The organism is Streptomyces albidus (ex Kaewkla and Franco 2022) (assembly GCF_013870515.1).
GTDB classification, from domain to species: domain Bacteria; phylum Actinomycetota; class Actinomycetes; order Streptomycetales; family Streptomycetaceae; genus Streptomyces; species Streptomyces albidus.
Window position 1 is genome coordinate 1 of sequence record NZ_JACBXA010000087.1, and the last position, 20,121, is coordinate 20,121.

The 20,121-nt window shown below is 69.6% G+C and carries 21 protein-coding genes; 13 read left to right on the forward strand and 8 right to left on the reverse strand.

Translation table 11 applies throughout. From position 1 onward, the window contains the following. Both H5J26_RS15255 and H5J26_RS15260 read right to left on the reverse strand, forming a co-directional pair. The coding region (locus H5J26_RS15255; protein ID WP_181766394.1) for an isochorismatase family protein at positions 1 to 544 on the reverse strand (544 nt) is incomplete at its 3' end. A 147-nt stretch (positions 545 to 691) separates the two neighbouring features. Then, positions 692 to 2,020, reverse strand: a complete 1,329-nt coding sequence (locus H5J26_RS15260) for a nicotinate phosphoribosyltransferase (protein ID WP_181766395.1) — start codon at positions 2,018 to 2,020, stop codon at positions 692 to 694. Between the two features lie 122 nt (positions 2,021 to 2,142). Between H5J26_RS15260 and clpS the strand changes: the two genes are divergently transcribed. The 7 genes from clpS (at position 2,143) to H5J26_RS15295 (ending at position 6,978) form a co-directional block, all read left to right on the forward strand. Next, positions 2,143 to 2,457 (forward strand): ATP-dependent Clp protease adapter ClpS, encoded by a 315-nt coding sequence (gene clpS / locus H5J26_RS15265; protein ID WP_181766396.1) that lies wholly within the window; start codon positions 2,143 to 2,145, stop codon positions 2,455 to 2,457. After that, on the forward strand, positions 2,457 to 3,056 hold the full coding sequence (locus tag H5J26_RS15270; protein WP_181766397.1) for a DUF2017 domain-containing protein: 600 nt from the start codon (positions 2,457 to 2,459) through the stop codon (positions 3,054 to 3,056). The genes clpS and H5J26_RS15270 overlap by 1 nt, the downstream gene beginning before the upstream one ends. 336 nt (positions 3,057 to 3,392) lie before the next feature. Next, positions 3,393 to 4,844 carry an amino acid permease gene (locus tag H5J26_RS15275; RefSeq protein WP_181766398.1) on the forward strand — a complete coding sequence of 484 codons (1,452 nt, stop codon included), beginning with the start codon at positions 3,393 to 3,395 and terminating at the stop codon, positions 4,842 to 4,844. Positions 4,845 to 4,940: 96 nt separating this feature from the next. Continuing rightward, positions 4,941 to 5,366 carry a Mov34/MPN/PAD-1 family protein gene (locus tag H5J26_RS15280; RefSeq protein ID WP_181766399.1) on the forward strand — a complete coding sequence of 142 codons (426 nt, stop codon included), beginning with the start codon at positions 4,941 to 4,943 and terminating at the stop codon, positions 5,364 to 5,366. Between the two features lie 111 nt (positions 5,367 to 5,477). Next, positions 5,478 to 5,609, forward strand: a complete 132-nt coding sequence (locus H5J26_RS32285; protein ID WP_328514949.1) for a putative leader peptide — start codon at positions 5,478 to 5,480, stop codon at positions 5,607 to 5,609. 116 nt (positions 5,610 to 5,725) lie between these two features. Beyond that, positions 5,726 to 6,028, forward strand: coding sequence for a MoaD/ThiS family protein (locus tag H5J26_RS15290; RefSeq protein ID WP_181766401.1), 303 nt, complete (start codon positions 5,726 to 5,728; stop codon positions 6,026 to 6,028). Beyond that, complete coding sequence (locus H5J26_RS15295; protein ID WP_181766402.1) at positions 6,028 to 6,978, forward strand: PLP-dependent cysteine synthase family protein; 951 nt, start codon at positions 6,028 to 6,030, stop codon at positions 6,976 to 6,978. Before H5J26_RS15290 ends, H5J26_RS15295 begins: the two co-directional genes overlap by 1 nt. A 28-nt stretch (positions 6,979 to 7,006) precedes the next feature. Here the strand turns inward: H5J26_RS15295 and H5J26_RS15300 are convergent, their stop codons facing one another. Beyond that, positions 7,007 to 7,414, reverse strand: a complete 408-nt coding sequence (locus tag H5J26_RS15300; RefSeq protein WP_309237925.1) for a type II toxin-antitoxin system PemK/MazF family toxin — start codon at positions 7,412 to 7,414, stop codon at positions 7,007 to 7,009. 200 nt (positions 7,415 to 7,614) lie between these two features. Here H5J26_RS15300 and H5J26_RS15305 point away from each other — a divergent pair, with 200 nt between their 5' ends. Next, positions 7,615 to 8,376, forward strand: a complete 762-nt coding sequence (locus H5J26_RS15305; RefSeq protein ID WP_181766404.1) for an MBL fold metallo-hydrolase — start codon at positions 7,615 to 7,617, stop codon at positions 8,374 to 8,376. 99 nt (positions 8,377 to 8,475) lie between these two features. Here H5J26_RS15305 and H5J26_RS15310 read toward each other — a convergent pair whose 3' ends face one another. After that, a complete protein-coding gene (locus tag H5J26_RS15310) occupies positions 8,476 to 9,900 on the reverse strand; it encodes a PTS transporter subunit EIIC (protein ID WP_181766405.1) in 1,425 nt (474 codons plus the stop codon). 256 nt (positions 9,901 to 10,156) lie between these two features. On the opposite strand from H5J26_RS15310, the gene H5J26_RS15315 reads away from it, so the two are divergent. The 3 genes from H5J26_RS15315 (at position 10,157) to H5J26_RS15325 (ending at position 11,761) form a co-directional block, all read left to right on the forward strand. Continuing rightward, on the forward strand, positions 10,157 to 10,390 hold the full coding sequence (locus H5J26_RS15315; protein ID WP_181766406.1) for a glucose PTS transporter subunit EIIB: 234 nt from the start codon (positions 10,157 to 10,159) through the stop codon (positions 10,388 to 10,390). A 66-nt stretch (positions 10,391 to 10,456) separates the two neighbouring features. Next, complete coding sequence (gene rph / locus H5J26_RS15320) at positions 10,457 to 11,182, forward strand: ribonuclease PH (protein WP_181766407.1); 726 nt, start codon at positions 10,457 to 10,459, stop codon at positions 11,180 to 11,182. A 198-nt stretch (positions 11,183 to 11,380) separates the two neighbouring features. Then, complete coding sequence (locus H5J26_RS15325) at positions 11,381 to 11,761, forward strand: hypothetical protein (RefSeq protein ID WP_181766408.1); 381 nt, start codon at positions 11,381 to 11,383, stop codon at positions 11,759 to 11,761. A 151-nt stretch (positions 11,762 to 11,912) separates the two neighbouring features. Here H5J26_RS15325 and H5J26_RS15330 read toward each other — a convergent pair whose 3' ends face one another. Next, a complete protein-coding gene (locus H5J26_RS15330) occupies positions 11,913 to 13,448 on the reverse strand; it encodes a DUF445 domain-containing protein (RefSeq protein ID WP_235980730.1) in 1,536 nt (511 codons plus the stop codon). 216 nt (positions 13,449 to 13,664) lie between these two features. Here H5J26_RS15330 and H5J26_RS15335 point away from each other — a divergent pair, with 216 nt between their 5' ends. Then, positions 13,665 to 14,963 carry an SGNH/GDSL hydrolase family protein gene (locus H5J26_RS15335; protein WP_181766413.1) on the forward strand — a complete coding sequence of 433 codons (1,299 nt, stop codon included), beginning with the start codon at positions 13,665 to 13,667 and terminating at the stop codon, positions 14,961 to 14,963. Between the two features lie 95 nt (positions 14,964 to 15,058). Here the strand turns inward: H5J26_RS15335 and H5J26_RS15340 are convergent, their stop codons facing one another. The 3 genes from H5J26_RS15340 to H5J26_RS15350 all read right to left on the reverse strand — a co-directional run bounded on the left by H5J26_RS15340 (position 15,059) and on the right by H5J26_RS15350 (position 17,733). Continuing rightward, positions 15,059 to 16,018: an ABC transporter ATP-binding protein gene (locus H5J26_RS15340; RefSeq protein WP_181766410.1), complete on the reverse strand. Its 960-nt coding sequence runs from the start codon at positions 16,016 to 16,018 to the stop codon at positions 15,059 to 15,061. Positions 16,019 to 16,043: 25 nt separating this feature from the next. Next, a complete protein-coding gene (locus tag H5J26_RS15345) occupies positions 16,044 to 16,808 on the reverse strand; it encodes an ABC transporter permease (protein WP_181766414.1) in 765 nt (254 codons plus the stop codon). 115 nt (positions 16,809 to 16,923) lie between these two features. Next, positions 16,924 to 17,733, reverse strand: coding sequence for an ABC transporter permease (locus tag H5J26_RS15350; protein ID WP_181766411.1), 810 nt, complete (start codon positions 17,731 to 17,733; stop codon positions 16,924 to 16,926). 260 nt (positions 17,734 to 17,993) lie between these two features. Between H5J26_RS15350 and H5J26_RS15355 the strand changes: the two genes are divergently transcribed. Then, the coding region (locus H5J26_RS15355) for a transglycosylase domain-containing protein (RefSeq protein ID WP_181766412.1) at positions 17,994 to 20,121 on the forward strand (2,128 nt) is incomplete at its 3' end.

Sequence of the window (20,121 nt, forward strand, 5' to 3'; positions counted from 1 at the left end):
GCAGCTGCTGGAGCGCCCTCTCCGTGGTGCCGGGGGCGACGCCGGCGGTGAGGCTCAGCAGGACGTGCGTACGGAAGCCCTCCGAGGCGGCGTCCAGCGCGGTGGCGCGTACGCAGTGGTCGGTCGCGATGCCGACCACGTCGACCTCCTCCACGCCCCGCTCGCGAAGCCAGTCCGCCAGCACGGCGCCGTTCTCGTCCTGGCCCTCGAAGCCGCTGTAGGCGCCCGTGTACGCGCCCTTGCTGAAGACCGCCTCGATGGAACCGCCGGCGACCGCCGGGGCGAAGTTCGGATGGAATCCGATCCCCTCGGTGCCGGCGACGCAGTGCGGCGGCCAGGAGCGCTCGAAGTCGGGGTTCTCGGAGAAGTGGTCGCCCGGCTCGATGTGGTGGTCGCGGGTCGCCACGACGTGGTCGTAGCCGGTGGAGGCGTCACCGATGAGGTCGGTGATGGCGGCGGCCACGTCAGCACCGCCCTGGACCCCGAGGCTCCCGCCCTCACAGAAATCGTTCTGCACATCTACGACGATCAGTGCCCGGTGCATGCGCACGCCTTTCGGGGGGTCAGGGCTTGGGTCGCGAACGGTGGTCCGTCGGCCGGGACGCGTCCCGGTGGGGTCGACAGGCCCCTGACCCTATGGAATTCGCCGCGTTCGCGGGAGATCCCACGCACAGAGATCCCCCGCACACCCTCACGCGTACTCGGTCGGCAACACCGGCTCGCCGCGGGAGAGTTGCATCGCCGACATGGGCAGCCCGGCGAGCGCCGCGGCGTGACGTTCGCGGGCCGAGTCCAGCGGCTCCCTCGCGACGACCTCGCCGCCGCGCACCAGCTCGACCTGGAGCTGACGGTCCGCCAGCTCAGGCGGCACCGGGCCCGTGCCGATCACCTCGGCCATGGCGATGCCGTCCTGGTCGAGCTGGCGCGCCGCCCACTTCGCGCCGCCACGGGAGTTCTTGCCCCCCATCGACTTCTTCGCGACCGGCTTCAACGGCGCGTCCGGTGCGTCGGAGTCGGCGCGGGCGACGAGCTTGTAGACCATCGCGCACGTCGGGTGGCCGCTGCCGGTGACGAGCTGCGTGCCCACCCCGTAGGAGTCGACGGGGGCTGCGGCCAGGGAGGCGATCGCGTACTCGTCCAGGTCGCTGGTGACCACGATCTTCGTTCCGGTCGCCCCGAGTTCGTCCAGCTGGTTGCGGACGCGGTGGGCGAGCAGCAGCAGGTCGCCGGAGTCGATGCGCACGGCGCCCAGGCCGGGCCCGGCGATCTCGACGGCGCTGCGCACGGCCTCGGTGACGTCGAAGGTGTCCACCAGCAGAGTCGTGTCGCTGCCGAGCGAGTCGACCTGCGCGGTGAAGGCGTCGCGCTCGCTGTCGTGCACCAGCGTGAAGGAGTGCGCGCTGGTGCCGACGGTGGGGATGTCGTAGCGGAACCCGGCCGCGAGGTCGGAGGTGGAGGTGAAGCCGCCGAGGTAGGCGGCGCGTGAGGACGCGACGGCCGAGAGTTCGTGCGTGCGGCGTGCGCCCATCTCCACCAGCGGCCGTCCGCCCGCGGCGACCGCCATCCGGGAGGCTGCAGCGGCGACCGCGGAGTCGTGGTTGAGGATCGAGAGGATCACGGTCTCCAGCAGCACGCACTCGGCGAAGCTGCCCGTCACGCGCATCAAGGGCGAACCGGGGAAGTAGACCTCGCCCTCCGGGTAGCCGTGGATGTCGCCGCTGAAGCGGTAACCGGCCAGCCACCGGAGAGTCGGCTCGTCGACGATGTCGCGCTGACGCAGGAAGTCCAGCACCTGGTCGTCGAAGCGGAAGTTCTCGACGGCGTCCAGCACGCGGCCGGTGCCGGCGACGACGCCGTAGCGGCGGCCCTCGGGGAGGCGCCGGGCGAACACCTCGAAGGCGCAACGCCGTTCGGCCGTCCCTCCGCGCAACGCCGCCTGGAGCATGGTGAGTTCGTACTGGTCGGTGAAGAGCGCCGTCGACGGCACAGCCACCGGCAGTCCCCTGTCGGCCACGGTCACTTGGAACTCCTCGATTCGGCGAACCCCGGGGTAGGGGAGGGACACGGCCGAGCGTACAGCACATCTCGTCAAGTTGACGATATCGAGTGCCGTTTGGCCAGCCGACACCTCTGAGTGGCAGCATGGGACCCGTGAGTGTTGCCGCCCCCACCGAGATCGAACGCCCCGAGTCGGCCGAGGAACCCGTAGAGGTCCCTGAGCCGGACTTGCCCTGGGCGACGATCGTGCACAACGACCCGGTCAACCTCATGAGCTACGTGACCTATGTCTTCCAGAGCTACTTCGGCTATCCGAAGGACAAGGCGAAGAAGCTGATGATGGACGTTCACCACAAGGGCCGGGCGGTCGTCTCCTCCGGCAGCCGCGAGGAGATGGAGCGCGACGTGCAGGCGATGCACGGATACGGGCTCTGGGCCACTCTCCAGCAGGACCGCTGATGGCAGGGCACTTCGAGGCCACCGGTGACGGCGGCGCGGCCATCGCCCTGGACGAGGTCGAGATCTCGATCCTGAGAAGCCTCGCCGTCCAGCTCCTCGAGCTCATCGGCCCCGGTGAGGAGCCCGCCGAGGGCGACGACCCGCTGGCCGCCCTCCTCGCCGAGGGGCCGAGCGAACCGCCCTCCGACCCGGCACTGGCCAGGCTCTTCCCGGACGCCTACGGCGGCGGACCGGATGTGGACTCCGACGCGGACGGCGAGAAGGACCGCAGCGCCTCGGCCGAGTTCAGGCGCTTCACCGAGAACGACCTGCGCTCCCGCAAGCGCGAGGACGGGTTCGCGGTCGTACGGGGGCTCGACTCCCTGACACCCGACCCCGCCGGCGCGGTCCTCACGCTCAAGCCGGAGGAGTCACGCCAGTGGCTCGGCGCGCTCAACGACCTGCGGCTGGCCATCGGCACCCGTCTCGAGGTGACCGACGACGATGACGGCAGCGAGTTGTACGCCCTGCCCGACGAGGACCCGCGCAAGCCGATGGTGATGGCCTACCTCTGGCTCGGCGGCCTGCAGGAGTCCCTGGTGGAGACGCTGCTTCCCTGAGCACCGGGCGATGCTCGTGCGCCCCGGGGCCTCGTGAGCGGGGCGGCACCCCGCCCCGCGAACGTCCGTTGAACGGGTCACATCCTCCGCATGCCGAACACGGCGCAACGCCCTCGTGGCCCCGTTCGCCGTCCGCCATGTCCCTTTCGTGTGTGGTGTGTGTCATCGGCGCGCGGCAATGTGCGTGATAGGTCTGCTTGATCTGCCGCCGCGACACCACCCTTCGTCCGGCGGCAGCGCTGAGCCGGCCGACCGCCGGTACGCACGAGCTCCACTCCGGGGGAATCGGGGCCGGCCTGGAAGTCCCGGGCCGGTATGGCGAAAGGCGCACCAGACATGACCTCTGAGCAGGTCTGGGACCACGGCGATCAGGCGCGAGGTTCCACGGGAACACTTCAAGACGGCACGGGGGCACCTCCGGAGGAGGGCTACCAGCGCGGCCTCGGCAGCCGGCAGATCCAGATGATCGCCATCGGCGGGGCCATCGGCACCGGCCTCTTCCTGGGCGCCGGCAAGGCCATCACCAAGGCCGGGCCGAGCCTGATCCTGGCGTACGCACTCGCCGGCGGCGTCATCTACTTCATCATGCGGGCACTGGGCGAACTGCTCATGTACCGCCCGGTCTCCGGGTCGTTCGCCGAGTACGCGCGAGAGCTCCTGGGGCCCTTCTTCGGCTTCGTCACGGGCTGGACGTACTGGCTCTTCTGGGTCGTCACCGGCATCACGGAGGTCACCGCCGCCGCCACGTACATGCAGTACTGGTGGCCGGCGATCCCGCAGTGGGTCTCCGCGCTCGTCTTCACGCTGATCCTCTACTGCGCCAACCTGATCTCCGTGAAGCTCTTCGGTGAGCTGGAGTTCTGGTTCTCGATGATCAAGGTCACCGCCATCATCGGCATGATCCTCATCGGCGTGGGCGTGCTCACCCTCGGATTCTCCGACGCCGGCGAGACGGCGTCCGTGACCCATCTGTGGGCGGACGGCGGCTTCTTCCCCAAGGGCATTGGCGGCACGCTGATGACGCTGCAGATCGTGATGTTCTCCTTCCTCGCCGTCGAACTGGTCGGTGTCACAGCGGGGGAGTCCATCAACCCGAAGAAGACCCTGCCGCGAGCGATCAACACCGTGCCGTGGCGGATCGCGCTCTTCTACATCGGTGCGCTCACCGTCATCCTCTCCGTGGTGTCCTGGACGGCGTTCGAGCCGGGGACCAGCCCGTTCGTCGCGGCCTTCGCGAAGATCGGTCTGCCGGCGGGCGCCGCGATCGTCAACTTCGTCGTGCTGACGGCGGCGCTCTCCTCCTGCAACTCCGGCATGTACTCCACCGGCCGGATGCTGCGCGACCTGGCACAGAACGGGCAGGGACCGAAGGTCTTCACCAAGCTGACCTCCAACGGCCTTCCGCTGCTGGGCACGAGCGCCTCCGCGGCGCTGATGATGGTCGGCGTCTGGATCAACTACCAGTGGCCGTCGAAGGCGTTCGAATACGTCGTCTCCTTCGCCACCATCTCCGGCATGTGGGCGTGGGTCATGATCCTCGCCTCCCACATCCGCTACCGCCGCGCCTCGGACAGGGGGCTGCTCCCCCAGTCCGAGTTCAAGGCGCCCCTCGCGCCGTACGCGAGCTGGGTCTCGCTCGGCTTCATCGGGCTCGTCGTCGTGCTGATGGGCTTCGACCCCGACGCGCGGGTCTCGCTGTACGGGGCGCCGATCTGGGTGGCGGTCCTCGTCGTTTCCTATTTCGTGATCAAGGCCCGCAGCCCCGAGACGTTCCTCGGCAAGCGGTAGAGCGGACGGCACTGAGCCCGCCGCGGCTCCGCGTACGCAACGGTCCCGGTCCCACCGCCCTCGGCGGGGCCGGGACCGTTGCATATCCTTCCGGTCATGCTGACCATCACCCAGGACCTGCACGACAAGATCGTCGCCCATGCCCGCAAGGACCACCCGGACGAGGCGTGCGGCGTCATCGCGGGCCCGGCCGGACAGGGGCGTCCGGAGCGCTTCATCCCGATGCTGAACGCGGCGCGTTCGCCCACGTTCTACGAGTTCGAGTCGGCCGATCTGCTGCGCCTGTACCGCGAGATGGACGACCGCGACGAGGAGCCGGTCGTCATCTACCACTCGCACACCGCCACCGAGGCCTACCCCTCCCGCACGGACATCGGCTACGCCAACGAGCCCGGCGCCCACTACGTGCTCGTCTCCACCGCCGAGTGCGGAAACGACGAAGGCCCCTTCTCCTTCCGCTCGTTCCGCATCGTCGAGGGCGAAGTCACCGAAGAGGAAGTCAAGATCGTCGAGGAGTCCTGAGGGAGCGGAAACCCGCAGGGCAGAGCAGGGTTCCACGCGATCTGAGACGGAATCGTCCACATCGTGAAACCGGCATCGGGTTCCGGGGCCGGGAATCGTTACGATGAGCCAATGGTTGTCCACGACGTGAGTGCATCTTCGAAGTCCCCGGGCGCGATGCTCGTCGGGCGCCTGCACGTCGATCTGTGCCGCCTCGCCAGCGCGCTGGGGACGGCTCAGCGCAGCGCGTACGCCTCCGCCTGACCTCGTCCGCAGAGGGCACCCGCCCGGTACGACGAAGTCCGCGAGACGGGCACGCGCTCACACACGCCTCACCCGCACCGCAGTCCTGCCCGCCTCCGCATCCACAGGAGCACTCCATGGCCATCGAGGTCCGCATCCCGACCATCCTCCGCACGTACACCGACGGCGAGAAGTCCGTCACGGGGGACGGCGGCAACATCAAGGAGCTCTTCGACGACCTGGAGAGCCGCCACGCGGGCATCCTGGACCGCCTCGTCGAGGGCGGGGAGCTGCGCCGCTTCGTGAACGTCTATCTCAACGACGAGGACGTCCGCTTCCTCGACGGCATCACCACCAAGGTCAGCGACGGCGACAACGTCACGATCCTGCCCGCGGTCGCCGGCGGCGCGGGCACGCACATGCCGGCGGGAATGCGCTGATGCGCTACGACTCCCCGCTGTCGGCCGTCGGCGACACACCGCTGGTGCGGCTTCCGCGTCTCTCCCCGTCGGACGAGGTGCGGATCTGGGCGAAGCTGGAGGACCGGAACCCGACCGGGTCCGTGAAGGACCGTCCGGCCCTGCACATGATCGAACAGGCCGAGAAGGACGGCCGGTTGACACCCGGCTGCACCATCCTGGAGCCCACCTCGGGGAACACCGGCATCTCGCTCGCCATGGCGGCCAGGCTCAAGGGCTACCGCATCGTGTGCGTGATGCCGGAGAACACCAGTGAGGAACGGCGCCAGTTGCTCGCCATGTGGGGGGCGGAGATCATCTCCTCGCCGGCCGCGGGCGGTTCGAACACCGCGGTGCGCGTCGCGAAGGAGATCTCGGAGAAGAACCCGGACTGGGTGATGCTCTACCAGTACGGCAACCCGGCCAACTCCGCGGCGCATTACGCCACCACCGGCCCGGAGATCCTGGCAGACCTGCCCTCGGTGACCCACTTCGTGGCGGGCCTGGGCACCACGGGAACGCTGATGGGCGCGGGCCGCTTCCTGCGCGAACAGCGCCCGGACATCCAGATCATCGCCGCCGAGCCGCGTTACGACGACCTGGTCTACGGCCTGCGCAACCTCGACGAGGGCTTCGTGCCCGAGCTGTACGACGAGTCGGTGCTCACCGGCCGCTTCTCCGTCGGCTCCGAGGACGCGGTCGTCCGTACGCGCGAACTCCTCGCGGAGGAAGGCATCTTCGCGGGAATCTCCTCCGGCGCCGCGCTGCACGCCGCGATCGGTGCGGGCCGCAAGGCGGAACGGGCCGGTGAGAGCGCCGACATCGTCTTCGTCGTGGCGGACGGCGGCTGGAAGTACCTCTCGACGGGCATCTACACGGCCGAGTCCACGGACGCCGCGGTCGAGGCGCTCCAGGGCCAGCTCTGGGCCTGAGCCCCGCTGTCCACGGGCGCCTGCACGGTCAGCTCCCGCCGGAGAGGTGACGCACCTGCGCCCAGGTGTCGGGGTCGATCTCGCCGGCGCGCTGCCCGAACTCCGTGAGTTCCACTTCCCACGCCGCGTCCGTGAGCAGCGTGCTGACCTTGCCGGGCGCGTCAGCGACCGTGCCCGGCGGGAGCGCCAGCTTCGTGGCGGGCGCCTCCTGCGGGCGGACGTCGCCCGGGCGTTCGGCGCTGATGCGTGCGACGCGGGCGCAGTCCATCCGGACGTCCAGCACGAGGACGAGAAGCGGCGCCCGGGTCCACCAGATCTCACCCGGACGGGGCCCGCGGTCGGGCAGCGGCACACCCCGCCGGCGACGCCGCCCCTCCAGCGGGCGAGCCAGCCGGCCACCCCCGTCGACCAGTGCGGTCACAAGTGACAGAGCCACGACGGCACCAAGAGCGAGCCACCACCAAGTGTCCATGTCCGCTTCGCCTCCCGGCCCCGCTGACAGCCACACCGCACAGATTGTCGACCGTACCCCGCGCTGGTGATTCCGCCCACACCACCGCGCTCCTGAGGCCACACGCGGCACCGGGCGGCTTACGCTCGGAAAACCCCACAGCCGCCAACGGAGGTCTCTGCTTCATGAAGCTCACCGTCGTCGGCTGCTCCGGGTCGTTCCCCTCCGCGGAGTCGGCCTGTTCGAGCTATCTGGTCGAGGCGGACGGCTACCGGCTGCTGCTCGACATGGGCAACGGAGCACTCGGCGAGCTGCAGCGGCACGCCGGTCTGTACGACCTGGACGCCATCGTGCTCAGCCACCTCCACGCCGACCACTGCATCGACATGTGCGGCTACTTCGTCGCGCGCTACTACCGGCACGAGGGCGGCCGTTGCGAGCCGATCCCGGTCTTCGGGCCGCAGGGCACCGAGCAGCGGCTCGCCCTCGCCTACGGCGACACCCCCTCCGACTCCGCGATGAGCGAGGTCTTCGACTTCCACACCCTGGTCACCGGGGCAGCCTTCGAGCTGGGCCCCTTCGCGATCACCACGGTGAAGGTGGCGCACCCGGTGGAGGCGTACGCCTTCCGCGTCGTGCACGAAGACAGCGGCCGGACGCTCGTCTACTCGGGTGACACCGGACGGTGCGGCGCGCTCGCCGAGCTGGCCCGCCACGCGGACCTCTTCCTGTGCGAGGCGTCGTTCACGCACGGCAAGGAATCCATCCCCGACCTGCATCTGAACGGACGCGAGGCGGGGGAGTGCGCGCAGTCGGCCGGGGTGGGACGGCTCGTCCTCACCCACATCCCGCCGTGGACGGACGCCAAGGTCAACCTGCGGGACGCGAAGGACGCCTTCGGCGGGCCGGTGGAGCTCGCCCGGGCCGGCGCCGTCTACGAGCTGTAGCGCCTCCGGGGCCGCCCGGATGTGGCCGCCCGGACGTGCGTCGCGCCCGCTGCGGCGTGGCAGCGGGCGCGATGCGGATCTCTCGTGAGGACGGGCTGGTCAGATCCTCGCCGGGGTCTCGTCCTTGCCCTCGTCCCCGTCGTCCCCTTCCTCCTGGCGGTTCCGGTCCCCGGACTGGTTCCGTTCTCCCGCAGTGGTCGTCGCGTGTTTCTCGAGGGACTTCTCGCTCACGCTGCCCGAGGCGGCGACCGTGACGGTGTCGTTGACCTCGGCCTTCTCCGTCTTCTCCTCCGCGTCCGGCTCCGGGGCCTCACGGCCCGGTGTGGGGAGGTCGAACTTGATGATCGCGAAGCGGAAGACCACGTAGTAGACCACCGCGAAGCCCAGGCCCACGACCGCCAGGCCCCACGGGTTCGTGGCGATGCCCAGGTTCAGCATGAAGTCGATCGCACCGGCCGAGAAGCCGAAGCCGTCCTTCATGCCCAGGGCCCACACCAGCGCCATCGAGATGCCGGTGAGCACGGCGTGGATCGCGTACAGCACCGGGGCGATGAACATGAACGAGAACTCGATGGGCTCCGTCACGCCGGTGATGAAGGCGGTGAGCGCGAGGGAGATCATCAGGCCGCCGACGACCTTGCGTCGCTCGGGGCGTGCGCAGTGGTACATCGCGAGGCAGGCCGCGGGCAGCGCGAACATCATGATCGGGAAGAAGCCCGTCATGAACTGCCCGGCGCTGGGGTCCCCGGCCAGGAAGCGTGCGATGTCGCCGTGCTGGCCCTTGTAGGAGCCGGCCTGGAACCAGGGGAAGGAGTTGAGCAGGTGGTGCATGCCGATGGGGATCAGCGCCCTGTTGGCGACGCCGTAGACACCGGCCCCGGCCGCTCCCGAACCCACGAGCCACGCTCCGAAGTCGTGGAGCCCGGTGCCCAGGACGGGCCAGATGTAGCCGAAAATCACGCCGAGGAACAGGCCCGCGAAGGCCGAGAGGATCGGTACCAGGCGGCGGCCGCCGAAGAAGCCGAGCCAGTCGGGGAGCTTCTTGCGGTAGTAGCGCTGGTACAGGAGAGCGACCACGATGCCGATGACCACGCCTCCCAGGACGCCTGCGTCCACCGGTGGCGCGGCTGTGCCCACCTTGCCGTCGATGACCTTCTCGACCTTGGGCAGGTTCCCGTCGCTGAAGGCTCCGAGCACGTTCTTGAAGACGAGGTAGCCGACCACGGCGGCGAGCGCCGTCGATCCGTCGGACTTGCGGGCGAAGCCCACCGCGATGCCCACCGCGAACAGCAGCGGCATGTTGTCGATGAGGGCGCCGCCGCCGGCCGCGAGGAACTCGGCGATGCGGTTCACGGAGTGCGGGAAGCCGGGGCGGCCGAGCATGTCGGGCTGGCCGAGCCGCACCATGAGCGCGGCGGCGGGAAGGGTGGCGATCGGCAGCATGAGGCTGCGGCCGATGCGTTGGGCGACGGCCATCGCGCCCGAGCCACGGCCCTTCTGCCGGCCTTGGGTTGCCGTGGTCATCAGCTTCCTCCAGTGGTCTTCGGGAGGGCGGGCCGTCTGGAGCAGAGACCCTGTTAATGGTTTAGACCTCTTTTAGCACGCGGCCGACAGGGTGGAAAACGGATCTTGCTCCGCCCGTTGAGTCCGCATATGTACCCCGACGATTGGGGAGTTTCACGGTCACCGGGTGCCGGGAGGCGGCTCGGGACGGTTCCCCCATACTGGTGTAGACCTCTTTGGGGGCGTGTGGGCCAGTACCGGAGAGCAGGAGTCAGACATGAGCAGCAAGGCTGAAAAGATCGTCGCCGGGCTCGGAGGCCTCGACAACATCGTCGAGATCGAGGGCTGCATCACCCGTCTCCGTACCGAGGTCAAGGACGCCGCACTCATCGACGAGGCCGCGCTGCGGGCCGCCGGCGCTCACGGGGTCGTCAAGATGGGGACCGCCGTGCAGATCGTCATCGGCACCGACGCCGACCCTGTCGCGGGGGAGATCGAAGACATGATGTGAGCGCCGATCCCGTCGCGGCCCGTTGGGCTGATCGGGGGGCTGCGCCGTACGGACTAGGCTCGCCCCATGACTCGTATCGACGGCCGTACGGCCGACCAGTTGCGCCCCGTCACCATCGACCGCGGCTGGAGCAAGCACGCCGAGGGATCCGTCCTGATCTCCTTCGGCGACACCCGGGTCCTGTGCACCGCGAGCGTCACCGAGGGGGTGCCGCGCTGGCGCAAGGGAAGCGGCGAGGGCTGGGTCACCGGTGAGTACGCGATGCTGCCCCGCTCCACCAACACCCGTGGCGACCGTGAGTCCGTGCGCGGCAAGATCGGCGGCCGCACGCACGAGATCTCCCGTCTCATCGGGCGCTCCCTGCGGGCGGTCGTGGACTACAAGGCGCTCGGGGAGAACACGATCGTGCTCGACTGCGACGTCCTCCAGGCCGACGGCGGCACCCGTACCGCCGCGATCACCGGCGCGTACGTGGCCCTGGCCGACGCCGTCAGCTGGGCGCAGGGGAAGAAGCTGATCAAGAGCAAGGCGGCACCGCTGACCGGCACGGTCGCCGCCGTCAGCGTGGGCATCGTCGACGGTGTGCCGCTGCTGGACCTGTGCTACGAGGAGGACGTGCGGGCCGAGACCGACATGAACGTGGTCTGCACCGGCGACGGGCGCTTCATCGAGGTGCAGGGCACCGCGGAGGGAACGCCGTTCGCCCGGGCTGAACTCGACGGGCTGCTCGACCTGGCGGTGAAGGGATGTGCCGAACTCGGCGGCACGCAGCGGCAGGCGATCGACGGCTGAGTCCGATTTTGCGGGTCCTGCCTGGTCAACAGGCGGCGTCCGCCCGGCAGATGGGGCCGCTCGCAGACCCGGCGGCCCCCCTGGCGGGAAATCCATGGCCCGGATCGGAAACTTTGCGCGTGCTTTGCGCGTCGTACGGGGTACGGGCCGCGCGGGTCATGCCGCGCGGCCCGTCCAATTGACTGGAGAGAGGCTTCCGTGCGTCGTTCCCTCGTGCTCGCCACCCTCGGCACCACCGCGTTCGCCGCACTCGCGTTGACCGGCTGCAGCGCTGTGGACAAGGCGATCAGCTGCGCCAACACCGCTGTCACCGTCGCCGAAGCGGCCGACGACCTCCAGAAGGCGGTCGCGGGCGCTTCCGAAGACCCCACGCAGGCACGCGAGTCGCTGAACCGCATCGAGAAGAACCTGAAGAAGATAGACGACAGCACGGGCGACTCGGACGTCAGCAAGGCCGTGGACGACATGAGTGCGGCCGTCGACGACGCGAGCAAGGCGGTCGACGAGGGACGCGAGCCGAATGTGAAGCCCGTGGGCCAGGCCGCCGACGAGCTCTCCAAGGTCTGCACGTCCAACTGACCGTCCGCGTACGGCGGGGCGGCCCTTCGCGGAGCCGCCCCGGCCGGTGACTCACACGCGGGTCACGGGCTTCCCCTCACGCCGCCGGGTCTCGCCCCGCCGGCCACGAGTCCTGTCAGGCCTGGCACCGAGGCCCGTCACCGAGCCCCGTTCAGGACCCGATCACCTTCACCAGCGTGTAGATCGCAAGCCCCGCCAGCGCACCCACCACCGTGCCGTTGAGCCGGATGAACTGCAGGTCGCGGCCGATGTGCGCCTCGATCTTCTTCGAGGTGTGTTCCGCGTCCCAGCTCGAGACCGTCTCGCTGATCAGCAGCGTGATCTCGTCCTGGTACGTCGTCACGACATACACCGCGGCGTCCTCGACCCAGCCGTCGACCTTGCCCTGCAGACGGTTGTCCGCGGCCATCCGCTGTCCCAGGGACAGCAGCGACGCCCTTGCCCGCACGCGCAGTTCGCTGCGCTCGTCCTCGGCGGCGGCCACGATCATCGAGCGCACCGCGTTCCAGGCGGAGGCGATCAGATCCTGCACCTCGCCGCGGCCGAGCACCTCGCTCTTGAGCCGCTCCACCCGAGCCCGCGTCTCGGGGTCCGACTGCAGATCCGCCGCGAAGTCCGTGAGGAAACGGTCCACGGCGCCGCGGGCGGGGTGCTCGGGCATGTCCCGCATCTCGGTGACGAACCTCAGCAACTCCCGGTAGACGCGGTCGCCGACGCGGCGGTCGACGAACCGGGGCGTCCAGCCGGGCGCCCCGCCGGTGACGGCGTCCATGACGGAGTCGCTGTGCTCCTCCAGCCAGTCCGCAGCGCGAGCGCACACCAGGTCCACCAAGCGCCGGTGGCCGTCGTCCGCCACGACCCGTTCCAGCATCGACCCCAGGGGCGGGGCGACTTCCTGCGCGTCGGCGCGGCGCGTGACGGCCTCGCCCACCACCGCCTGCACATCCGAGTCCCGCAGCACGGCGAGGGCACCGCGCAGCGCGGTAGCCAGCTCGGCGGTCACCCGGTCGGCATGCTCCGGCTGCGCGAGCCAGGCCCCGAGCCGGCTCCCGATGCCCACGGCCCGCAGCCGCGCACGTACGACATCGGCTGAGAGGAAGTTCTCACCGACGAAGTCGCCCAGGCTCTGCCCCAGTTGATCCTTCTTCGTCGGGATGATGGCGGTGTGCGGGATGGGCAGCCCCAGCGGATGACGGAACAGCGCGGTCACCGCGAACCAGTCCGCCAGCGCGCCCACCATGCCCGCCTCGGCGGCAGCCGCCACGTAACCGCTCCACGCGCCGGCGCCCTCGTGCTGCGCCCACTTGGCCAGTACGAAGACCGTCGCCATGAGCACCAGGGCGCCGGTCGCGATGGTCTTCATCCTGCGGACACCGCGCCGCCGTTCCTCGTCCGCGGCTGTGAAGGTGCCGATGCCACCCGGATTGGGGCGCCGGCCCCCCGGGCCGCCGCTGCGGGGTGAGGACCCGTTCGATCCGCCGCCCCCGCCTCCCGGCCCCTCCGGACCGCCCGAAGAGGGTGCGCCGCCGCCCGTTGCCGAGGCCCCGTCAGCACTCGAAGTGCCGTGACCGGCACGCCCGTTGGAGTTCGCGGCCCGTCGACCGGAGCCGCCTGTGATTGACCTCACCCTGCCGTCGTTCCCGGCAGGAACCTCGCCCGTTTTTGCCCGATCCATCCGCTCCACCATTCGGCCAGTCCCCCCTACAGTGTCCCAAGGTGCCTGACAGGTGGAACGAAGCCCGGAATTCTGGCGTCTGTCACTCCGGGCGGTCATGCCGTCCCCAGTCGGCCTGGGCCGCCCCAGCGGGAGGACCTGGCCGCGACCGTGGGACCATGCCACCGCGACCACTCGGAGCCTCGGGCTCCGCCTGCCCGAGGAGATACACCGAGCGTGACCAGAAACATGGGTTATGCCTTGCTGGCCGGACTGGCGGCCATCGTCGTACTCGTGTCGACCGCCGTCTTCATCGGCGTGGGAAGTGACGACGGCAGCCTTGACGGCACATCACAGGGCACCGGTGACTCAGCGGCCCCCGCCTCCTCGGGCGCGTGGGTCGGCAGCTGGTCGGCCTCCGCCGTCGCAGCCGAGCCCGACACCCGCGAGGGCTTCGCGAAGATGTCCATACGGAACGTCGTGCACACCTCGGTGGGCGGCACCGGAGCCCGCATCACCCTCTCCAACCTCTACGGCACCAAGCCGCTGACCATCTCTCACGCGACGCTCGCCCTGGCCGCCGCGCCCAGCAACCCCACAGCGGCCACCGGCACGATGCGCCCGCTCACCTTCGGCAACTCCCGCAAGGTGACGATCCCTCCGGGCCGGACCGCCACGAGCGACGCCGTGCGGATCAACGTCCCGCACGCCGCGGACCTGCTGGTGACGACCTACTCCCCGACCCCGTCCGGGCCGGTGACCTACCACCCGTACGCCCGGCAGACCAGCTACGTGGCGCAGGGCGACAAGACCGACGAGACCTCGGGCACCGCCTTCACCGAGCAGAGCCCGTACTGGCGCTACCTCACCGGTGTGGACGTCTGGAGCAACGAGACGCACGGCGCTGTGGCCGTGCTCGGCGACTCCATCACCGACGGCATCACCTCCAGCCCCGGAGCCAACCGCCGCTGGACGGACTTCCTCGCCGAACGCATGCGCACCGAACGCGACGCCCCGCGCTACAGCGTCCTCAACGGCGGCATCAGCGGCAACCGCGTCCTCGTCAACGGCAGCCGCTTCTCGCCCAACAACGGCCCCAGCGGTCTCAGCCGCATGCAGCGCGACGTCCTGTCCAGCACGGGCGTGAAGGCCGTCGTCATCGAGATGGGGCTCAACGACATCATCAAGCCCCCGCGGCAGCGCGACGCCGACAAAATCGTCGACGGGCTGCGGCAGTTGGTGAAGGCGGCGCACGCGCGGGGTCTGCGCGTGGTCGGCGGCACGCTCACGCCCTTCGGCGGGCACCGCGGCTACCGTCCCCAACTGGACGCCACCCGGCAGCAGGTCAACGAGCAGATTCGCTCCGAGAAGATCTTCGACGCCGTCGTGGACTTCGACGCGGCTCTCCGCGACCCGGCCAACCCCAACAGGCTGCGTCCCGCCTACGACTCGGGCGATCACCTGCACCCGAGCGACAACGGCTACCGCGCGATGGCGGAGGCGCTCGACCTGAAGGCCCTCAAGGGCGGCTCACCCGCGAAGACGTAGCGACCACGTGCCGGTCACGGCCCGGGTACGGCCGCCCGGCACGAGTGTCCCGGAGCGGCCGCCCGGCAGCGGCCCTCACGAATAGGTGACCCGGCTCAACGGCCCGTGTACATGCGGGCGATGACGTCCTCGATGTCCGGCTCCCGCACGGACAGGTCCACCAGCGGATACTCCTCGGCGACCCGCGAGACGATCGGGGCCGCGCTCGCCGAGGCGGGGAAGGCGAGCCACTGACGCGGGCCCTCGGTGCGTACCGTCCGCGTCCCCTCGATCCCGTCGATCGGCGGCAACTCCCGCTCCAGATCCACCACGAGCATCCGTTCGCTCTCGCCCACCTCGTGCAGCCCGCCCAGCGCCCCGTCGTACATCAGCCGGCCGTGGTCGATGACCATGACGCGCTTGCAGAGCTGCTCGATGTCCGTCAGGTCGTGGGTCGTCAGCAGGACGGTCGTGCCCTCGGCCGAGTTCAGGTCGCTCAGGAACCGGCGCACCGTGGCCTTGCTGACGACGTCCAGCCCGATCGTCGGCTCGTCCAGATAGAGCACTTCCGGATCGTGCAGCAGCGCCGCCGCGATGTCGCCGCGCATGCGCTGCCCCAACGACAGCTGCCGCACCGGGACTTCGAGCAGCCGGCCCAGGTCCAGCAGCTCGACGCAGCGGTCGAGGTTCGTCCGGAAGCGGGCCTCGGGGATGCGGTACATGCGGCGCACCAGCGCATAGGAGTCGCGCAGCGGCAGATCCCACCACAGCGTCGTGCGCTGCCCGAAGACGACGCCGATGCGGCGGGCCAGCCTGCTGCGTTCACGGGACGGATCGATCCCCGCCACGCGCAGCCGCCCGCCGCTGGGCGTGAGGATGCCGGTGAGCATCTTGATCGTGGTCGACTTCCCGGCCCCGTTCGGCCCGATGTAGCCGACCATCTCGCCGCGCGCGACCGTGAACGAGATCCCGTCGACGGCACGCACCTCCTGCCGCTCCCGGCGCAGCAGCCCTGCCTTGCGCCGCACCTGGAAGACCTTCTCCAGGCCCTCCAGCACGATGAAGTCGTCCGTCATCTCCCGCCCCTCCCGGTGTTCCCGCTCAACTTCCGGTGCTCCTGTACGCACGCAGCCCCGCCCGCCACGCGAGGCCCGCCAGCGCGCAGCAGGCCACCGCCACCGCCGGCCCCGCGAAGTCCACCCAGCCCGGCAGCCGCAGCGGATCGTCGCGCCCCAGCATCCGCAGCACCGGCAGCCAGTTGACGAAGGCCAGCGGAATCACGAACGTCACGCCGCGCACCAGGTCCTTGGCGAAGACCGTCGGCGGGAACTCCAGCATCGTCGCGCCGCCGTAGGTGAAGGAGTTCTGCACCTCCGCGGCGTCCTGTGCCCAGAACTGGAAGGCGCCGCCCACCACGAAGACCGCGCCGAACACCGCCGCACCGCTCAGCACCGTCACCGCCAGCAGCAGCGGCGTCAGCGGTGAACCCACCAGCTCCACACCGCTCAGCGCCCAGCACAGCACCAGCCCGCTCTGCGCGACCCTGCCGAGCCTCCGCAGCGCGAACCGGTCCGCCGCCACCTGCGCCAGGGCCGGTACGGGCCGCACCAGCATGGTGTCCATCGTGCCGTCCCGCACCCGCGTGCCCACTCTGTCGAAGGAACCCAGCACCAGGTCCGCGAGGCCGAGAGAGGTCGCGGAGGTGCCGTAGAGAAGGGCGACCTCGTGCAGGGAGAAGCCGCCCAGCGCGTCGACGTGCGAGAACATGATCATGATGCCGACGAAGTCGAGCGCCGTCATCGCGAAGCTGCCCAGGAGCATGATCGCGAACGAGGCCCGGTAGACCATCGTCGAGCGCACCCACATAGCCGCGATGAAGCCGTACGCGCGCACACCCCACAGCGCCCGTGCCAGAGCGCTCTCGCCCGGCACCTCCACCGCCGGCGGAAGGCCGGCCCGCGTGCCCCGTGACAGGGGGACCTCAGCCACCCTGGACCACCACCTTGCGGGTGGCCAGCGACTGCAGCGCCCTGCCCGCGGCGAGCAGCGCCAGCGCCCACACCGCCTGGAAACCGAAGGCGTCGAGGACCTCGGCCCCCCGGTACTCACCCAGCAGCACGTCCACCGGGACCTGCATCGTCGCCGCCCAGGGCAGCATGCGCACCACCTCTCCGAAGACGCCCGGGAAGACGGTCAGCGGCAGCAGCATCCCCGAGAAGAACATGCTCAGCAGGGTGCTCAGCATGTTCAGGCCCGACCCGTCGAGCAGCCAGAAGGCGCTCAGCGCGAAGAGATACCGCAGCCCGAAGCCGGTGACGACGCCGAGCGTCACCGAGACGAGGAAGGCCAGCCACACCAACGGCGAGGAGGGCAGGGCCAGTTCGAAGAAGAAGGCCCCGACGGCCACCGGCACGATGCCCCGGCCCAGCAGGTGGAAGGCGGCCCGGCCGAGGTCGGCCGTCAGCCACCACAGCTGAAGATCGACGGGACGGTACAGGTCGATCACCACGTCGCCGGTACGGATGCGCTCCTGCAGCTCGTCCTGGAAGCCGCCCCCGATCAGCGCCGCGGCTGCGAGCATCGCCTGCCCCATCCACACGAAGGTCAGGGCCTGGGCCTGGTCGTAGCCCCCGAGGCCGGGCCGCTCGCTCCACAGCGCCAGGAAGGTGTAGGCGAGGATGAAACCGAAGACCGTGTTGGTGAAGATCCCGGCGGCGGTCGCGATCCGATAGGTGGCATATCTGCGGAAGCTCCCGGCCGCCACAGCGAAATAGACGCCGTGAAGGCGCATCCTTTTGAAGCCTTTCTCCGTCTTCCCCTGTAGTGCTTTTCTCACGATTCCGAAACGAAGGAGCCTAGCTCACCGGTTGAGCGGGCAGCCAAGGGTTATTCGCGTGCTTGGCCGCCCCACAGCGGCACGTACAGTGACCAGGCCGTGCCTCGCGTACGACCGACCCCGGTGAACAGCACGAACGAGGCAACGGTGTTCTATGGGGGATACGCGTGAATCGCAGCGAATCGCCTGAATTGCAACGAGGGGTCCCGGAAGACATGAGCGACGAGCCGAACAGTGAGGACGAGGCCGGCAGGCCGGACCCCGGCCCCGCCGGGGATGACGCCGCAGGGGCCGCCCGGAGCAGGCGAACAGGGCTGCGCAGGCTGATCCCCACCTGGCGCTGGGCGCTCGGCGGGGTGATGATCCTGGTCGTCCTGGGCTGCGGCGCACTCATGGCGGGCTACCTGCTCGTGAGCATCCCCACACCGAACAAGGCGGCGGCGGCCCAGACCAACGTCTTCCTCTACTCCGACGGCTCGCAGATCGCACGCGACGGGGAGATCAACAGGGAGAACATCAATCTCTCCCAGATCCCCAAGGCCACTCAGGAAGCAGTGCTGGCCGCCGAGGACCGCGAGTTCTACCAGGAATCGGCCATCGACCCCAAGGCCATGCTCCGTGCCGGCTGGAACATGCTCACGGGCGGAGGCAAGCAGTCCGGTTCCACGATCACCCAGCAGTACGTCAAGAACTACTACCTGAGCCAGGACCAGACCCTCACCCGCAAGGCCAAGGAATTCTTCATCGCCCTCAAGCTGGAGAACGAGGTCAGCAAGAACGACATCCTCGAGGGCTACCTCAACACCAGCTACTTCGGCCGCAACGCCTACGGCATCCAGGCGGCGGCCCACGCGTACTACGGCAAGAACGTCTCCGAGCTCAGCAAGGCGGAGGGCGCCTACCTCGCCGCCCTCGTCAACTCGCCCAACGCCTACGACACGCAGGCCCACCCGGAGAACCGGCGGCGGGCCGTGGCCCGCTGGCACTACGTGCTCGACGGAATGGTGGAGAAGGGCTGGCTGAGCCGGTCCGCGAGCCAGAAGCTGGAGTTCCCCGACCCCCACCGTGCCAGGCCCGCCACCGGCATGTCCGGCCAGCGCGGCTACCTCGTCGAGGCGGTCAAGAACTACCTGATCAGCAACGAGATCATCGACGAACGGCGGCTCGCCGCGGGTGGCTTCCGCATCACGACCACCCTGGACCCCAAGCGGCAGAAGGCGATGCGCGACGCCGTCGACGACCGGCTGATGTCCAAGCTCGACAAGGACCGCAAGGTCGACAAGTACGTACGCGCGGGCGGCACTTCGGTCGACCCGAAGACCGGGAAGATCGTCGCCATGTACGGCGGCATCGACTACACCAGGCAGTACGTCAACAACGCCACCCGCCGCGACTACCAGGTCGGCTCGACCTTCAAGCCGTTCATCTTCACCTCCGCCCTGCAGAACGACTCCAGGACGCAGAGCGGACAGCGCATCACCGCGGGCGCGATCTACGACGGCACCAACAAGCGCGAGGTCGTCAACGACGGACAGGGCACCGACTACGCGCCGGAGAACGAGGACAAGAAGTCCTACGGGCAGATCCCGGTCTCCGTGGCCATGAACAAGTCCGTCAACTCCGTCTTCGCGCAGATGGGGGTCGACGTCGGGCCCAAGAAGGTCAAGGAGACGGCCGTCGACCTCGGCCTGCCCGAGAAGACCCCCAACATGCCCGAGGACGGCTCCATCGCCCTCGGCGTCGCCACCGCCTCCACCACCGACATGGCGGAGGCCTACGCGACCCTCGCCAACCACGGCAAGCGCGGCCACTACCGCCTCGTGGAGAAGGCCACGCACGGAGGCGAGGTCATAAACCTTCCCGACAGCGAGGTGAAGGTGGCGGTGCCCAGGGACGCGGCCGACTCCACAACCGCCGTACTGCGCAAGGTGGTTCAGGGCGGCACCGGCACCGCGGCACAGAGCGCCGGACGCCCCGCGGCGGGCAAGACGGGCACCGCAGAGGAGGACAAGGCCGCCTGGTTCGCCGGCTACACACCCGAACTGGCCACCGTGATCAGCGTGATGGGCCAGAACTCGAAGACGGGCGAGCAGAAGCCGCTCTACGGCGCCGCCGGACTTGAGCGCGTCAACGGCGGCGGCTTCCCGGCGGAGATCTGGGGCGACTACACGAAGGCCGCGCTCAAGGGCCAGCCCGTCCGCGACTTCGACCTCGAGACCGACGGCGGCGCCGACATCCCCAGCGGTTCGCCGACCGACCCCGGGACCACCGGGCCGCCCACCGACCCCTCGTCCGAACCGCCGACCTCCGGCCCGACGACGGCCCCCACCGACCCCGGAACCC

Bases quoted from the DNA above. Each gene is read 5' to 3' on its own strand.
- H5J26_RS15350 (WP_181766411.1), bottom strand. From the start codon at position 17,733: ATGCGCCTTCACGGCGTCTATTTCGCTGTGGCGGCCGGGAGCTTCCGC.
- clpS (WP_181766396.1), top strand. From the start codon at position 2,143: ATGGGACCCGTGAGTGTTGCCGCCCCCACCGAGATCGAACGCCCCGAG.
- H5J26_RS15270 (WP_181766397.1), top strand. From the start codon at position 2,457: ATGGCAGGGCACTTCGAGGCCACCGGTGACGGCGGCGCGGCCATCGCC.
- H5J26_RS15335 (WP_181766413.1), top strand. From the start codon at position 13,665: ATGGGTTATGCCTTGCTGGCCGGACTGGCGGCCATCGTCGTACTCGTG.
- H5J26_RS15305 (WP_181766404.1), top strand. From the start codon at position 7,615: ATGAAGCTCACCGTCGTCGGCTGCTCCGGGTCGTTCCCCTCCGCGGAG.
- H5J26_RS15330 (WP_235980730.1), bottom strand. From the start codon at position 13,448: ATGGTGGAGCGGATGGATCGGGCAAAAACGGGCGAGGTTCCTGCCGGG.
- H5J26_RS15295 (WP_181766402.1), top strand. From the start codon at position 6,028: ATGCGCTACGACTCCCCGCTGTCGGCCGTCGGCGACACACCGCTGGTG.
- rph (WP_181766407.1), top strand. From the start codon at position 10,457: ATGACTCGTATCGACGGCCGTACGGCCGACCAGTTGCGCCCCGTCACC.
- H5J26_RS15275 (WP_181766398.1), top strand. From the start codon at position 3,393: ATGACCTCTGAGCAGGTCTGGGACCACGGCGATCAGGCGCGAGGTTCC.
- H5J26_RS15290 (WP_181766401.1), top strand. From the start codon at position 5,726: ATGGCCATCGAGGTCCGCATCCCGACCATCCTCCGCACGTACACCGAC.
- H5J26_RS15315 (WP_181766406.1), top strand. From the start codon at position 10,157: ATGAGCAGCAAGGCTGAAAAGATCGTCGCCGGGCTCGGAGGCCTCGAC.
- H5J26_RS15345 (WP_181766414.1), bottom strand. From the start codon at position 16,808: ATGTGGGTGCGCTCGACGATGGTCTACCGGGCCTCGTTCGCGATCATG.
- H5J26_RS15280 (WP_181766399.1), top strand. From the start codon at position 4,941: ATGCTGACCATCACCCAGGACCTGCACGACAAGATCGTCGCCCATGCC.
- H5J26_RS15340 (WP_181766410.1), bottom strand. From the start codon at position 16,018: ATGACGGACGACTTCATCGTGCTGGAGGGCCTGGAGAAGGTCTTCCAG.
- H5J26_RS15310 (WP_181766405.1), bottom strand. From the start codon at position 9,900: ATGACCACGGCAACCCAAGGCCGGCAGAAGGGCCGTGGCTCGGGCGCG.
- H5J26_RS32285 (WP_328514949.1), top strand. From the start codon at position 5,478: ATGGTTGTCCACGACGTGAGTGCATCTTCGAAGTCCCCGGGCGCGATG.